The sequence below is a fragment of the Kitasatospora sp. NPDC050543 genome, from assembly GCF_044457565.1.
Classification (GTDB): domain Bacteria; phylum Actinomycetota; class Actinomycetes; order Streptomycetales; family Streptomycetaceae; genus Kitasatospora.
In genome coordinates this window covers 12,386-27,356 of record NZ_JBITGZ010000041.1, presented here as the reverse complement: position 1 = coordinate 27,356, position 14,971 = coordinate 12,386, and the positions used below count along the sequence as shown (strand labels likewise).

Below are 14,971 nucleotides of genomic sequence, written 5' to 3'. Positions count from 1 at the left end.
ATGCGGTGGGCCCCGGCTTACCCTGGAGCGCAACAGAGTGTCAGCAGGGGTGGGGGCACCGGCTGAGCCGGTCTCCGCGGGGCGCTCCATGCCCGGCAGCCGCCGGCACCGGCGCGGTGTCTCACCGTAAGGCGGCCTGACCGGGGCGGGCCCGACGGAGGACAGGGCTTATGGATCGTACGACCGGCGGCGCGCCCACACGCCCGCCGCAGGGGGTGGCAGGGGCGGTCCTGCTGCTCGGCGTGCTGCTGGCCGGGGCCGCGCCGCTCATCCCGCTGGCCGTCCTGGTCTACCGGTACGAGCCCGAGCTGCTCCCGCTCTTCGCGGTGCCGCTGGCGGTGCTGGTCGCCGCCTGGCGGATGGCCCGGGACCGCGCCCGGGACCAGCTCACCGACCCGCTGACCAACCTGCCGAACCGTCAGGCGTTACTCATCGCGGCGCAGGAGGCGATCGCCGACCACGGCGACGGCTACAGCGTCGGGCTGATCCTGCTGGACCTCGACCGGTTCCGCTCCCTCAACGACACGCTCGGCCATACCGCCGGGGACCGGCTGCTGGTGCACATCGCCCGCCGGCTGCACCGGGCCCTGCGCCCCGGCGCGCACAGCGGGCACGGCGGCGAGTCCGTCGACGACGTCTTCGCCGGCCTGCCGGCCGCCGAGCAGCGCGGCGGCCGGCCCGTGGTGGCCCGGATGGGCGGGGACGAGTTCGCCGTGCTGCTGCCCGGCATCGGCTGCCCGGCCACCCTGGAGCGGGTCGCCAAGACCCTGATCGCCGAGCTCGGCGCGCCGATCCGCCTCGACGGCCTGCTGCTCGTGCTGGAGGCCAGCGCCGGCGTCTGCGTCTACCCCGAGCACGCCCAGGACGCCGAGGAGCTGCTGCGCCGGGCGGACGTCGCGATGGGCCACGCCCAGCGCGGGCGGACCTGCGTGGAGTGCTACCACGAGTCCCAGGACGTCGACACGCCGTACCGGATCGGGCTGCTCGGTGATCTGCGCCGCGCCCTGGAGACCGGTGAGGTGCAGCTGCACTACCAGCCCAAGGTCGCCTTCGACGGCCGGGTGGTGGGCCTGGAGGCGCTGCTGCGCTGGGAGCGCCCGGGCCAGGGCAGGGTCTCCCCGGACGAGTTCGTCGGGCTGGCGGAGTCCAGCGGGCTGATGCCCCGGCTGACGGACTACGTGCTGGAGGCCGCCGTCGGCCAGCTCGCCAACTGGCGCGAGCAGGGGCTCCAGGTGCAGGTCGCCGTCAACGTCTCCCCCCGCGACGTCCTCAACCCGGGCTTCGCCCAGCGGGTCGCCGGGCACCTGGTGCGCCACCACGTGCCCGCCCACGCCCTCCAGCTGGAGATCACCGAGCGGCTGCTGCTCGACGACTCCCGGCGGGCCGCCGACACCCTGGCCGAGCTGCGCGGATACGGCGTGGGGATGTCGCTGGACGACTTCGGCACCGGCCACTCCTCGCTGGTGCGGCTGCGCAGCCTCCCGGTCGGCGAGCTGAAGATCGACCGCTCGTTCGTCTCCCGGATGGTCGCCGACGACCACGACGCGGCCGTGGTGCGCTGCTCGGTGGAGCTGGCGCACTCGCTGGGGCTGACGGTGGTCGCCGAGGGCGTCGAGGACGACGAGACCTGGGAGCGCCTGCACGCCATGGGCGTGGACGCCGTCCAGGGCTGGCTGGTGTCGGCGGCCCTGCCCGCCGAGCAGGCCACCGCCTGGCTGCGGGTGCACCGCACCGGCGCCCCGCCGGTGGAGCGGATGGCTCCGCGGGCCGCGCTGCCGCCCGCCCTCCCGCCGGTGATCAAGGCCGTGCAGCAGGCCGTCCAGGCCGCCGCCCAGGTGGAGTTTCCGGCGCCGACCACGCCGCAGTGAGCCGGGCGGCGGGATAACCGTGGCCGGTGCCCGGCCCGGGCCCCATAGGATGGGCCCCATAGACCAAGAGGACGGGAGCGCCGAGCGGCTGCTCCCGTCCGGGTCGGGCACCGCGGGACCGCGGACCCGGCCTCACCAGAACTCACCTTGAGGATCGCTGCATGCCTGGCATCACGCGCGAGGAGGTCGCCCACCTCGCTCGGCTGTCGCGTCTGGAGTTGCAGGCCGAAGAGCTGGACCACTTCGCCGAGCAGCTCGACGTGATCATCGGCGCGGTCGCCCGCGTTTCCGAGGTCGCCGGACAGGACGTCCCGCCGACCTCCCACCCGCTGCCGCTGACCAACGTCATGCGCGCGGACGAGGTGCGGCCCTCGCTCACCCCGGAGCAGGCGCTGTCCGGCGCCCCCGCCGCCGAGGAGCAGCGCTTCCGTGTGCCCCAGATCCTCGGGGAGGACTGATCACCATGACCGATCTCATCCGCTTCACCGCCGCCGAGACGGCCACCGCGATCGCCTCCGGTGAGGTCAGCGCCGTCGAGGTCGCCCAGGCGCACCTGGACCGCATCGACGCCGTCGACAAGAAGGTCAACGCCTTCCTGCACGTGGACACCGAGGGTGCGCTGGGCGCCGCCCGCGCCGTGGACGCCAAGCGCGCCAAGGGCGAGGAGCTGGGCCCGCTGGCCGGCGTCCCGCTCGCGCTCAAGGACGTCTTCACCACCAAGGGTGTCCCGACCACCTGCGGCTCCAAGATCCTCGAAGGCTGGATCCCGCCGTACGACGCCACGCTGACCAGCCGTCTGAAGGACGCCGGCGTGGTCATCCTCGGCAAGACCAACATGGACGAGTTCGCCATGGGGTCCTCCACCGAGAACAGCGCCTTCGGTCCGACCGGCAACCCGTGGGACCTCACCCGCATCCCCGGCGGCTCCGGCGGCGGCTCGGCCGCGGCACTGGCCGCCTTCGAGGCCCCGCTGGCGATCGGCACCGACACCGGCGGCTCGATCCGCCAGCCCGGCGCCGTCACCGGCACCGTCGGCGTGAAGCCCACCTACGGGTCGGTCTCCCGGTACGGCCTGGTCGCGTTCTCCTCCTCGCTGGACCAGGGCGGCCCCTGCGCCCGTACCGTCCTCGACGCCGCCCTGCTGCACGAGGCGATCGCTGGGTACGACCCGATGGACTCCACCTCGATCAACGCGCCCGTCCCGGACGTGGTCGGTGCCGCGAAGCTGCGTGACGTGCGCGGCATGCGGATCGGCGTGGTCAAGGAGTTCGCCGGCGAGGGCTACCAGGCCGGCGTGATGCAGCGCTTCAACGAGTCGGTGGAGCTGCTGCGCGAGCTGGGCGCCGAGGTCGTGGAGGTCTCCTGCCCGTCCTTCACCCTGGCGCTCCCGGCGTACTACCTGATCGCGCCGAGCGAGGCCTCCTCCAACCTGGCCCGCTTCGACGCGATGCGCTACGGCCTTCGGGTCGGCGACGACGGCACCCGCTCCGCCGAGGACGTCACCGCCCTGACCCGCGAGGCCGGTTTCGGCCCCGAGGTCAAGCGCCGCATCATCCTGGGCACGTACGCGCTCTCCTCGGGTTACTACGACGCCTACTACGGCTCGGCCCAGAAGGTCCGCACGCTGATCTCGCGGGACTTCGACGCGGCGTTCGCCGGTGTCGACGCGCTCGTCTCGCCGACCACGCCGACCACCGCCTTCCCGATCGGCGAGCGCGCCGACGACCCGATGGCGATGTACCTGGCCGACCTGTGCACGATTCCGTCCAACCTGGCGGGCAACGCGGCCATGTCGCTGCCCTGCGGCCTCGCCCCGGAGGACAATCTCCCGGTCGGCCTGCAGATCATCGCACCCGCGATGGCGGACGACCGCCTGTACCGCGTGGGCGGCGCCGTCGAGGCCGCACTCAACGACAAGTGGGGGCACCCCCTGCTGGAGGAGGCACCGGCACTGTGAGCAAGATCGAGAAGGCCAAGGGCTTCAAGCACAGCAAGCCCGGCCTGTGGCTGTCCATCGGTACCAGCGCCTTCGGCGCGGTCTCGATCGTCAAGGACGTCAAGAAGGCCCGCGGCGAGCAGGACACCCTGAAGCTGGTCAACGCCCTGGTCGGAGCCCTGGCCCTGGTCACCGGCACCGCCCTGCTGGTCCGTGAGCTCAAGCGGCTCGGCGACGACGACGTGCTGCTGGGCTGAGCGCCCGTCAGGCCCGGCCCCCGCACAGGGGCCGGGCCCGTACCTCCCAAGACTTTTAGTGAAGGGGACGCTGTGAGCGTCAGTAACCTGGTCTCCTACGAGGACGCTCTCGCGTCGTACGACCCGGTGATGGGCCTTGAGGTCCACGTCGAGCTGGGCACCAAGACCAAGATGTTCTGCGGGTGCTCCACCGAGCTGGGCGCCGAGCCCAACTCCCAGGTCTGCCCGACCTGCCTGGGCCTGCCCGGCTCGCTGCCGGTGGTCAACGCGATCGGCGTGGAGTCGGCCGTCAAGATCGGCCTGGCGCTGAACTGCGAGATCGCCCAGTGGTGCCGGTTCGCCCGGAAGAACTACTTCTACCCGGACATGCCGAAGAACTTCCAGACCTCGCAGTACGACGAGCCGATCGCCTTCAACGGCTACCTCGACGTCCAGCTGGAGGACGGCGAGACCTTCCGGGTCGAGATCGAGCGCGCCCACATGGAGGAGGACACCGGCAAGTCCTCGCACATCGGTGGCGCGACCGGCCGCATCCACGGCGCCTCGCACTCGCTGCTCGACTACAACCGGGCCGGCATCCCGCTGATCGAGATCGTCACCAAGCCGATCGAGGGCGCCGGCGTCCGGGCCCCCGAGGTCGCCAAGGCGTACGTCGCCGAGCTGCGCGAGCTGATCAAGGCGCTGGGCGTCTCCGAGGCCCGGATGGACAAGGGCCAGATGCGCTGCGACGTCAACCTGTCGCTGCGCCCGCACGGCACCGAGAAGTTCGGCACCCGTTCGGAGACCAAGAACGTCAACTCGCTGCGCTCGGTGGAGCGCGCGGCCCGCTTCGAGATCATGCGGCACGCCACCGTGCTGACCGACGGCGGCACGATCATCCAGGAGACCCGGCACTTCCACGAGGAGGACGGCTCGACCACGGCCGGCCGGATCAAGGACAACGCCGAGGACTACCGCTACTTCCCCGAGCCGGACCTGGTGCCGATCGCGCCCTCCCGCGAGTGGGTCGAGGAGCTGCGCGCCGAGCTGCCCGAGCTGCCCCGGGTGCGCCGCGCCCGCCTCCAGGGCGAGTGGGGCCTGTCGGACAAGGACATGCAGTCGGTGCTGAACGCCGGCGCCGTCCAGCCGATCCTGGAGACCATCGCCGCCGGCGCGCCCGCCGACCAGGCCCGCAAGTGGTGGATGGGCGAGCTGGCCCGCCGCGCCAACGAGACCGGCACCGACCTCGCCGAGCAGCCGATCACTCCCGCCCAGGTGGCCCGGGTCACCGCGCTGGTCGCGGAGGGCAAGCTCAACGACAAGCTGGCCCGCCAGGTCATCGAGGCCGTGCTGGCCGGCGAGGGCGAACCGGACGAGGTCGTCGCCAACCGCGGCCTGGCCGTCGTCTCGGACGACTCCGCGCTCGGCGCTGCCGTCGACCAGGCCATCGCCGAGAACGCCGCCGTCGCGGACAAGATCCGCGACGGCAAGGTCGCCGCCGTCGGCGCGCTGGTCGGCGCGGTCATGAAGGCCACCCGCGGCCAGGCCGACGCCGCCCGCGTCAAGGACCTGATCCTGGAGCGGCTGGGCGTCGAAGGCCAGTAGGCACCGAGGGCCCGGCCTGAGGCAGCCCCTGAGGCTCCTAAGGCTCCTTAGGGAGCAGCCGGCCCCGCCTTAGCCCGCCCGAGCGGGCCGCAGGGCACTAAGGCCCGGATCCGTCCCCCCACGGGGCGGATCCGGGCCTTCGCCGTTCCCCGGCCGCGCGTGCCTAAGGCCCTGACGGCCCGGAAGATGCGGCAGGCTGCCGATGTGGCGCACCCCCCTGGGCGAGGAGGCTGTTCTCAGACGGAAGACCGGGACAGACACCCGGAGCAGAGACCGGGACACACGGTCCCGGAACGAGGGGAACACCATGATCGAGTACCAGCTCATCCAGCACCGGGCCCAGGAACTCCAGCAGCAGGCCGGACACCGGCGCCTGGTCCGCCAGGCCGAGGCCGCCCGCCGGGCCGGCCGGGCGCAGCGCCCCGGACTGGTCCGCCGGCTGACCACCTCGGGACGCACCACCGCCGCCACCGGAGAGCGGCGCCCGGCCCGACTTCACGAATGCTGACAGACCGGCACGACCCGGCCACCGCCCGGGTCACGCAGGGGGAGGACGCCAACGGCGCCTCCCCCTGCGGCCGTCCGGGGAACGGGATAACGGCTCGGCCCGCCGCCGAGCGCTGTGGCATGCTCACCCCCATGCAGCAGATATCGGTGAGTCCCGTCTTCGTCGGCCGCGGCACCGAGATCAGCTCCCTGGTCACCGCGCTGCGCCGGGCCGAGGAGGGCGACCCGCAGGCGGTACTGATCGGTGGTGAGGCCGGCGTCGGCAAGACCCGACTGCTGGAGGAGTTCCTCCAGCAGGCCGCCACCAGCGGGCCCACCGCCGTCACCACACTCGGCAGCTGCCTGGAGGTGGGCTCCGAGGGTCTGCCGTACGCGCCGCTGGCCACCGCGCTGCGCCAGCTGCACCGCAACCTGGGCCGCGAGCTGGAGGCGGCCGCCGCCGGGCTGGAGGGCCACCTCGCCCGGCTCTTCCCCGACCTCGGCGAGGCCGACGGCGAACCCAACGACGAGTACGGCCGCGCCCGGCTCTTCGAGTCCACCGCCCTGCTCTTCGAACGCCTCAGCGCCGGCCGCACCCTGGTGCTCGCCGTCGAGGACCTGCACTGGTCCGACCGCTCCACCCGCGAGCTGCTCGCCTACCTGCTGCGCACCCTGCACCACGCCCGGGTCCTGATCGTCGCCACCTACCGCACCGACGACCTGCACCGGCGCCACCCGCTGCGCCCCTTCCTGGTCGAGCTGGAGCGGCTGCGCACCGTCCAGCGTCTGGAGCTTGAACGCTTCGGCCGCGGCGAGGTCGCCGAGCAGCTGGCCGGAATCCTCGGCACCGCAACCCCGGACCGGGAGCTGGTCGACCGGATCCACCGCCGCTCCGAGGGCAACCCGTTCTTCGTCGAGGAGCTCGCCGCGTCCTTCCGGGAGGGCTGTTCCGCCGGGCTCACCGACTCGCTGCGCGACATCCTGCTGGTCCGGGTCGAGGCCCTGCCCGAGTCCGCCCAGCGGGTCGTCAGAATCGCCGCCGAGGGCGGCTCCTACGTCGAGCACGCGCTGCTCGCCACCGCCCTCGGTGACGACGAGGAGGACCTCATCGAGGCGCTGCGCACCGCGGTGGGCGCCAACATCCTGCGGCCGGACACCGATGGCGACGGCTACCGGTTCCGGCACGCCCTGGTCCGCGAGGCGGTCTCGGACGACCTGCTGCCCGGTGAGCGGCACCGGATCAACCGCCGCTACGCGACCGTCCTGGAGGAGCACCCCCAGCTGGTCGGCGCCGAGGCCAGGCCGGCCCGGCTGGCCAACTACTGGTATCACGCGCACGATCCGGCCCGGGCCCTGCCGAGCGCGCTGGACGCCGCCCGGGCCGCCCGCCGGCGCAACGCCTTCGCCGAGCAGCTGAAGATGCTGGAGCGCGCGCTGGAGCTGTGGGACCAGGTCTCCGAGGAGGTCCTGGACAACACCCTGCGCCCGTACGACTGGGCCGAGACGTACCCGCCGTGCAGCTGCGACCGGGACACCCACGACGCCTCCTGCGAACAGCTCTGCCTGGTGGACGTGCTGGCCGAGGCGGTCGTCGCGGCCCGGCGCAGCGGGGATCGCGAGCGCGGGCTGAGCCTGGCCAAGCGGGCCCTGAAGCTGGTCGACGAGAGCGAGAACCCGGCCCGCGCCGCCTGGTTCCGGATGAACCGCTCGCGGATGCTCGGCCACCTCAACCGGCCCGGTGACGAGGACGAGATCCAGTACGCCCGGCGCCTGGTGGAGGGCCTGCCGCCGTCCGCCGTGCAGGCCGAGGTGTTCGCGCTGGGCGCCTCCGTCGCGATGCTCAAGAACCCCGGCCCCGAGCAGATCGAGCTCGCCGAACGGGCGGTGCGGATCGCCCGGCAGGTCGGCGCGGGCGCCGTCGAACAGCACGCCCTGATGACCCTGGGCACCCTGCGCAGCGAGTTCGGGGAGGACCTGGAGTCCGCCATCGCGCACCTGAGCGACGCGGTGGCCGCGACCAGGGAGCTCGGCGCGCCGGACGTCCTGCTGCGCGGCCTCAACAACCTCGCCAGCCTGCTGAACGCCGTCGGCCGCTCACAGGAGGCGGTGGGCTTCGCCCGCGAAGGCCTGGAGGCCTCGGTCCGCACCGGCCTGCTGCACAACACCGGGGCCATCCTGACCGGCAACCTCGCCGAGGCGCTGATCGCCACCGGCCGGCTGGAGGAGGCGGCCGAGCTGCTGTCCGCCACCGAGCTGGGCCGGCCCACCGCCTCGCATGCCGAGTACCTGGACCGGATCCGCAGCGAGATCGCCCTGATGCGCGGGGATCTCGCCGAGGCGGCCGGCCTGTTGGCCCAGGCCCGGGTGCCCAAGCGGGCCGCGCAGCTCCAGCACGTCGTCCCGATGTCCGTCCTGGCCCTGCAGATCGCCGCGCGGGGGGGCCGGGCGCTGGACGCCAGGGCCGAACTGCTCGCCGTGCTGGACGGCGAACTGCCGACCTGGGGCGAGTCGCTGCTGCTGCCGCTGCTCGCGCTCGGGGCCGGTGCGGAGGCGGACAGCAGGGGCCTGCCGGCGGCCGACCCGGGCCGTGCGGCGGTGCTGGCCAGGATCGCCGAGGCGGCGGCCGGACTGGCCCCCAGGGCGCCGCTGCACCTCGGCTGGGCCAGGCTGACGGAGGCCGAACTCGCCCGGGCCGAGGGTGCCGACCGCGCCGAGCACTGGGCGGCCGCGGCCGCGCCGCTGCGGGAGACCGGACTGCCGTACCCGCTGGCCCTGGTGCTCTACCGGGCCGCCGACGCCGAGGCGGCCGCCGGACGGCGCGAGGCGGCCGCGGATTCGCTGCGGGAGGCCTGCGAGCTGGCCCGCCGCCGGGGTGACAGCTACCTGCTGGCCGAGCTCGCCGCCCTCGCCGACCGGGCCGGCCTCGCACCCCACGCGCCGCGCGGGTGCGCCCCCTCGGCGGCGCCGGAGCCGGCCGAGGCGCTCGGCCTCACCCCCCGTGAGCGGGCCGTGCTGAGGCTGCTGGCGCGCGGCCGGACCAACCGGCAGATCGCCGAGGAGCTGTACATCTCGCCGAAGACGGCGAGCGTGCACGTGTCCAACATCCTGGCGAAGCTGGAGGTGACCGGCCGTGGTGAGGCCGCCGCCCTCGCGCACCGGCTGCGGCTGTTCCCCGACGACCTGGCCCCGTCCGCCGTCTGACGCGCCGTGAACGCCCCGCCCCGTCGGGCCGCCACGCCCGGGCGGCCCGGCGGCGGGCCGCTTCGACCTGCGCCACCGTAAGGGGCCGGTGGACCGAACGACGGGCCCGTGCTCCCGTGCGAGCCCCGTGTGCTCCGGGGGTGTGCATCGCCGCCAACCGGGGACGATATGGCTGAAGCGGGTGCATTTCCCTGCTCTCGGGCCATTACTCTAAGTTTAGCATGCGTGTCATTGAGTGACCGAAGTGGTGTAGTGTCCCGATTGGGAACATCGGTGCGGCGCGGCGGTCCCAGGGCCGCCGGCACCCTGGGACACGGCCATGACGGTGTGTCGGATCGCGGTGCGCGACAGGTGGCCCGTGGCCACACCGGTCGGCGGCGCGGCCCACGCCCGGGGGCTGCCCGGCCCCGGGCCGGAGGGGGAGATGTCCAGTGAGCTCCACCGAAACGGTGCGGTCCGACTCGGTCCGGCCGGCCACGGCGGACCACGCGGCGAACCAGGAGCCGCCCCCCGCCCCGGGCGGGGGCACGATCCGCCGACTGCTCCAGCACCGGCGCTGCCCGGGCGTCCTGCTCGGATCGCTCTGCCTCGCCTACACCCTCGGCGCGGCGGTCGGCTGGGGCTCACCCGGGCTCGCCCTGTTCATGGGCGACTTCGGCCTCGCCGCCGCCGCCCTCGCCGCCGCGCTCTCCTGCCTCGCCCACGGCTGCACCGTCGGCGGCCACGTCCGCGCCGCCTGGCTGCTGTTCGGCCTCTCCTCCTCCATGGTGGCCTTCGGCAACGGGACCTGGGGCTGGTACGAGGTCGTGCTGCGTCGCACCCTCCCGGAGGACTCGCTCGCCGAGTTCGCCTTCCTGCTGTTCGCGCCGCTGGCCATCACCGGCCTGCTGGTACTGGCCCAGCGCCCGCGCAGCGCCGCCGGCTGGCTCTGCCTGCTGCTGGACGGCTGGCTGGTGGCCGGCTCGCTGTTCACCCTCAGCTGGAGCCTGGCCCTCGGTCGCACCGCCGAGGGCGAGACCGGCGACCCGCTGCGCCTGGCCCTCCAGCTGGCCTACCCCGTCCTGGACATCCTGCTGGTCAGCCTGGTGGTGGGCCTGCGCTTCCGCAGCCGGGACGGCAACCGGGCGGCCGTCCACACCGCGATGGTGGGTCTGGCCCTGACCGTCGTCTGCGACGCCCTGTTCACCTCGCCCGAGCTGCGCAGCAGCTACCACTCGGGGGAACTGCTGGACGCCGGCTGGTTCGCCGGTAGCGTGCTGCTGGCCTGGGCGCCCTGGTCGACGCGCTGGCGCCGGCCGACCCGGGAGCACCCCGCCGCCGCCGGCGCCCCCCGGCGGCGGGTGGCCAGCACCTTCAGCGCGCTCACCCCGTACGTCGCGGCGGCGGTCTGCACCGCGGGCATCCTCTACAACGCGCTGGGCGGACACCCGCTGGACTGCGTGGTGGAGGCCGCCGCCTGCACGGTGGGTCTGGCGCTGATCCTGCGCCAGGGCGTGATGCTGCTGGACAACCTCTCGCTGGCGCAGGAGCTCGCGCAGAAGGAGGCGCACTTCCGCTCCCTGGTGCAGGGCTCCAGCGACGTCATCATGATCGCCGGCGGCAACGGCGTGCTCTCCTACGTCAGTCCGGCCGCGCTCGGCGTCTACAACCGGGATCCGGAGGAGCTGGTCGGCGGGAACCTGCTCAACCTGGTCCACCCGGACGACGTGGACCGCGTCCTGCTGGAGGTCCGCCGCTTCCTCGCCAAGGGCCAGCACGCCACCCACCGCGGCCCGGTGCCGGCCGCCGAGCCGTCCGCCCGGGTCGAGTGCCGGGTGCGCTCGGGCAGCGGCGAGTGGCTGCACGTCGAGTCGACGGTCAACCGCTACCGGGACGGCCTGATCCTCAACAGCCGGGACGTCACAGAGCGGGTGACACTGCAGGCCCAGCTCCAGCACAACGCCTTCCACGACCCGCTCACCGACCTGCCCAACCGGGCGCTGTTCGCCCAGCGGGTGCACGCCGCGCTGGGCGGCCCGGTCGGTGACCGGCCGCGCGAGCACCACGAGGACGACGGCTCGACCGTCGCCGTGCTCTTCATCGACCTGGACGGCTTCAAGGCGGTCAACGACACCGCCGGGCACCAGGTCGGCGACGAACTGCTGGTCCAGGCGGCCCGCCGGCTGCAGAGCGTGGTGCGCTCGGGCGACACGGTGGCCAGGTTCGGCGGCGACGAGTTCGCGGCGCTGGTCTGCGGGCGCCTGGGCCGGGTCCAGGTGCAGGAGCTCGCCGAGCGGCTGCGCTCGGCGCTCTCCGAGCCGTACTGGATCGGTGGCGCCGAGCTCGGCGTCGCGGCGAGCATCGGGATCGCCTTCGGATCACCCTCGTACGGGCCCTGCGCCGATCCGAAGGCGGCCACCGACGAGCTGATGCGCAACGCCGACCTGGCGATGTACCGGGCGAAGTCCGAGGGCAAGGGCCGGGTGGTGCTGTACAGCCCGGCCATGCGGGTCGACCGGGAGCGGCGCACCGAGCTGGAGGAGCGGCTGCGGGTGGCGGTGCGCGAGGGCAGCTTCACCCTGCTGCACCAGCCGGTGGTGGACCTCACCACCGGCGCCGTCACCGTCGTCGAGGCGCAGGCCCGCTGGCGCTCCGCGCAGGGCCTGCTGCTCACCCCCGCCGAGTTCCTGCGCACCGCCGAGCGCGGCGACGCGGCGACCCGCTTCTCCCGCTGGCTGATCCACGAGGCGGTGTCCGCCGCCGCCCTGCGCCGCGGCGCGCTGGTCAGACCCAGAGCGGTGCCCGTCCCGGTGTCCGTACGGCTGTCGGCGGAGCGGCTCTGCGCGCCGGGGATGTACGAGACGGTGGTCGCCGCACTGCGCGACAGCGGGCTGCCCGCCACCCAGCTGGTGATCGAGGTCGCCAGGACCGGCCCGGACACCATGGCGGACGAGCTGGGCCGCCGGCTGACGGCGCTGCGCCGGCTCGGGGTCTCCACGGCCGTGGCGGGCTTCGGCTGTGGCGGCGGTTCGCTCGGCGTGCTGGCCCGGCTGCCCTTCGACTCGCTCAAGCTCGACCGGACCCTCGTCCGGGACCTCGCCGAGTCCGCGCTGACGAGGGCGCTGGCCGGGCACGCGCTGCGACTGGGCCGGGACCTCGGCCTGGTCACCGCCGCCGAGGGCGTCGACCTGCCACGTCAGGTGCTGCTGCTCCAGGAGCTGGGCTGCCGCCAGGGCCAGGGGGCGGCTTTCGCCCAGCCGCTGGACGATCAGCGGTTGCGCCGGGCGCTGGCCCGCCTGGTGTACCCGCTGCCGAGGCCGCTCGGGGCGCCCTCGGCGCGGCGCGCCTACCTCGCGGCGGACGCCCGTTCGGGTGGCTGCGGGGAGTCCGGCGCCGGGCGTGTCGCACATCACCACGGGGCCTCCGACCTGCCCGAACGTCGAGCGGTCGCAGGTCCGGGCCATGGTCCGCATGGTGAGACCTCCATCCCACCCGCTTGACACCCGAGCCCGCCCGGGAGGAAGGTCGTTGCCATGCGCACCCGAATTCTCGTACTTGGCGGGCGCGTCGGCTGAGCGGGCCTGTAGCCCCGCTCGTGACAGACCGACGCGCCACCCCTCGCATGCCCTTGGCACGAGGGGTTTTTTGTTGCACTGGAACTGTTGGAACACCGCTAGACCACTGGCCACAGCCGTCCGATATGCGGACGATTGAGGCAGAGCCGGCGACCGGCCCACCCAGGTAGACCCTCACTGCCCGGGCCGGCAGAACCCGAGAAGAGACAGGCAGATGACTGAGCACGCCGCTTCCCCCCGCCGCGGGGACAACCCGGCCGCGCACGCTCCGGGCCCGCAGAACGTCGTAGAGACGATGACCGGCGCGCAGTCGCTCATCCGCTCGCTGGAGGCCGTGGGCGCGGAGACCGTCTTCGGCATCCCGGGCGGGGCCATCCTTCCCGCGTACGACCCGCTGATGGACTCCGCCAAGGTGCGCCACATCCTGGTCCGGCACGAGCAGGGCGCCGGCCACGCCGCCACCGGCTACGCGCAGGCCACCGGCAAGGTCGGCGTCTGCATGGCCACCTCGGGCCCGGGCGCGACCAACCTGGTCACCCCGATCGCCGACGCGTACATGGACTCGGTGCCGATGGTCGCGATCACCGGCCAGGTCGCCTCCAAGGCGATCGGGACCGACGCCTTCCAGGAGGCGGACATCTGCGGCATCACGATGCCGATCACCAAGCACAACTTCCTGGTCACCGACCCGGCGGAGATCCCCCGGGTGATCGCCGAGGCCTTCCACATCGCCGCCACCGGCCGCCCGGGCCCCGTCCTGGTCGACATCGCCAAGGACGCGCTCCAGGCCACCACGACCTTCCGCTGGCCGGTGGAGACCTCGCTGCCCGGCTACCGCCCGGTCACCAAGCCGCACGCCAAGCAGATCCGCGAGGCCGCGAAGATGCTGGTCAGCGCCCGCAAGCCGGTGCTGTACGTGGGTGGCGGCGTGCTCAAGGCGAACGCCTCCGCCGAGCTGCGGATCCTCGCCGAGCTGACCGGCGCCCCGGTCGTCACCACCCTGATGGCGCTCGGCGTCTTCCCCGACAGCCACCCGCAGCACCTGGGCATGCCCGGCATGCACGGCAGCGTCCCGGCCGTCACCGCGCTGCAGAAGTCGGACCTGCTGTTCACCCTCGGCGCCCGCTTCGACGACCGCGTCACCGGCAAGCTGGACAGCTTCGCCCCGTACGCCAAGGTCGTCCACGCCGACATCGACCCGGCCGAGATCGGCAAGAACCGCCCGGCGGACGTGCCGATCGTGGGCGACGCCCGCGAGGTGCTGGCGGACCTGATCGTCGCGGTCCAGGCCGAGTTCGACGCCGGCCACACGGCCGACTACGCGGACTGGTGGGTCCGGCTCAACGAGTGGAAGAAGACCTACCCGCTGGGCTACGAGCCGGCCCCCGCCGGCGAGCTCTCCCCGCAGCAGGTGATCGAGCGGATCGGCCAGCTGGTGGGCTCGGACGCCATCTACGCGGCGGGCGTGGGCCAGCACCAGATGTGGGCCTCGCAGTTCATCAGCTACGAGAAGCCGGCCACCTGGCTGAACTCCGGTGGCGCGGGCACCATGGGCTACGCCGTCCCCGCCGCGATGGGCGCCAAGGCCGGCCGGCCCGAGGCCGTGGTCTGGGCGATCGACGGCGACGGCTGCTTCCAGATGACCAACCAGGAGCTGGTCACCTGCGCGCTGAACGACATCCCGATCAAGGTCGCCGTCATCAACAACGGCTCGCTCGGCATGGTCCGCCAGTGGCAGACGCTCTTCTACAACCAGCGCTACTCCAACACCGTGCTGCACGCGGGCCCCGGCCACGACGGCAAGGAGCCGCCCGCCCAGGGCACCCGCATCCCGGACTTCGTGCTGCTCTCCGAGGCGATGGGCTGTGTGGGCCTGCGCTGCGAGCGCCCGGAGGACCTGGACGCGGTGATCAAGCAGGCGATGGAGATCAACGACCGCCCGGTCGTCATCGACTTCATCGTGCACCAGGACGCCATGGTCTGGCCGATGGTCGCCGCCGGCACCAGCAACGACGAGATCCTCGCCGCCCGGGACGTGCGCCCGGACTTCGGCGACGACCTCGACTGAGCCCGCGCCGCCCGCCG

The 14,971-nt window shown here is 73.5% G+C and carries 8 protein-coding genes and 1 pseudogene; all 9 read left to right on the top strand.

Going from position 1 to position 14,971, the window contains the following annotated elements; genetic code table 11:
* Nucleotides 1–233 precede the first annotated feature (233 nt).
* Nucleotides 234–1,868, top strand: a pseudogene (locus ACIBH3_RS31910) (putative bifunctional diguanylate cyclase/phosphodiesterase); the annotation flags it as partial.
* Between the two features lie 161 nt (nucleotides 1,869–2,029).
* A complete protein-coding gene (gene gatC / locus ACIBH3_RS31905) occupies nucleotides 2,030–2,326 on the top strand; it encodes an Asp-tRNA(Asn)/Glu-tRNA(Gln) amidotransferase subunit GatC (protein WP_035797834.1) in 297 nt (98 codons plus the stop codon).
* Nucleotides 2,327–2,331: 5 nt separating this feature from the next.
* Complete coding sequence (gatA, locus tag ACIBH3_RS31900) at nucleotides 2,332–3,825, top strand: Asp-tRNA(Asn)/Glu-tRNA(Gln) amidotransferase subunit GatA (RefSeq protein ID WP_396315589.1); 1,494 nt, start codon at nucleotides 2,332–2,334, stop codon at nucleotides 3,823–3,825.
* On the top strand, nucleotides 3,822–4,061 hold the full coding sequence (locus tag ACIBH3_RS31895; protein ID WP_396315588.1) for a hypothetical protein: 240 nt from the start codon (nucleotides 3,822–3,824) through the stop codon (nucleotides 4,059–4,061). The genes gatA and ACIBH3_RS31895 overlap by 4 nt, the downstream gene beginning before the upstream one ends.
* 72 nt (nucleotides 4,062–4,133) lie before the next feature.
* Nucleotides 4,134–5,645, top strand: a complete 1,512-nt coding sequence (gene gatB / locus ACIBH3_RS31890) for an Asp-tRNA(Asn)/Glu-tRNA(Gln) amidotransferase subunit GatB (RefSeq protein ID WP_396315587.1) — start codon at nucleotides 4,134–4,136, stop codon at nucleotides 5,643–5,645.
* A gap of 307 nt (nucleotides 5,646–5,952) precedes the next feature.
* Nucleotides 5,953–6,153, top strand: a complete 201-nt coding sequence (locus ACIBH3_RS31885) for a hypothetical protein (RefSeq protein WP_396315586.1) — start codon at nucleotides 5,953–5,955, stop codon at nucleotides 6,151–6,153.
* Between the two features lie 131 nt (nucleotides 6,154–6,284).
* A complete protein-coding gene (locus tag ACIBH3_RS31880; protein ID WP_396315585.1) occupies nucleotides 6,285–9,332 on the top strand; it encodes a helix-turn-helix transcriptional regulator in 3,048 nt (1,015 codons plus the stop codon).
* Nucleotides 9,333–9,862: 530 nt separating this feature from the next.
* A complete protein-coding gene (locus ACIBH3_RS31875) occupies nucleotides 9,863–12,811 on the top strand; it encodes a putative bifunctional diguanylate cyclase/phosphodiesterase (protein ID WP_396315611.1) in 2,949 nt (982 codons plus the stop codon).
* Nucleotides 12,812–13,100: 289 nt separating this feature from the next.
* The gene (locus tag ACIBH3_RS31870) at nucleotides 13,101–14,954 is read left to right on the top strand and encodes an acetolactate synthase large subunit (RefSeq protein WP_396315584.1); all 1,854 of its coding nucleotides are present in this window, start codon (nucleotides 13,101–13,103) and stop codon (nucleotides 14,952–14,954) included.
* Nucleotides 14,955–14,971 lie beyond the last annotated feature (17 nt).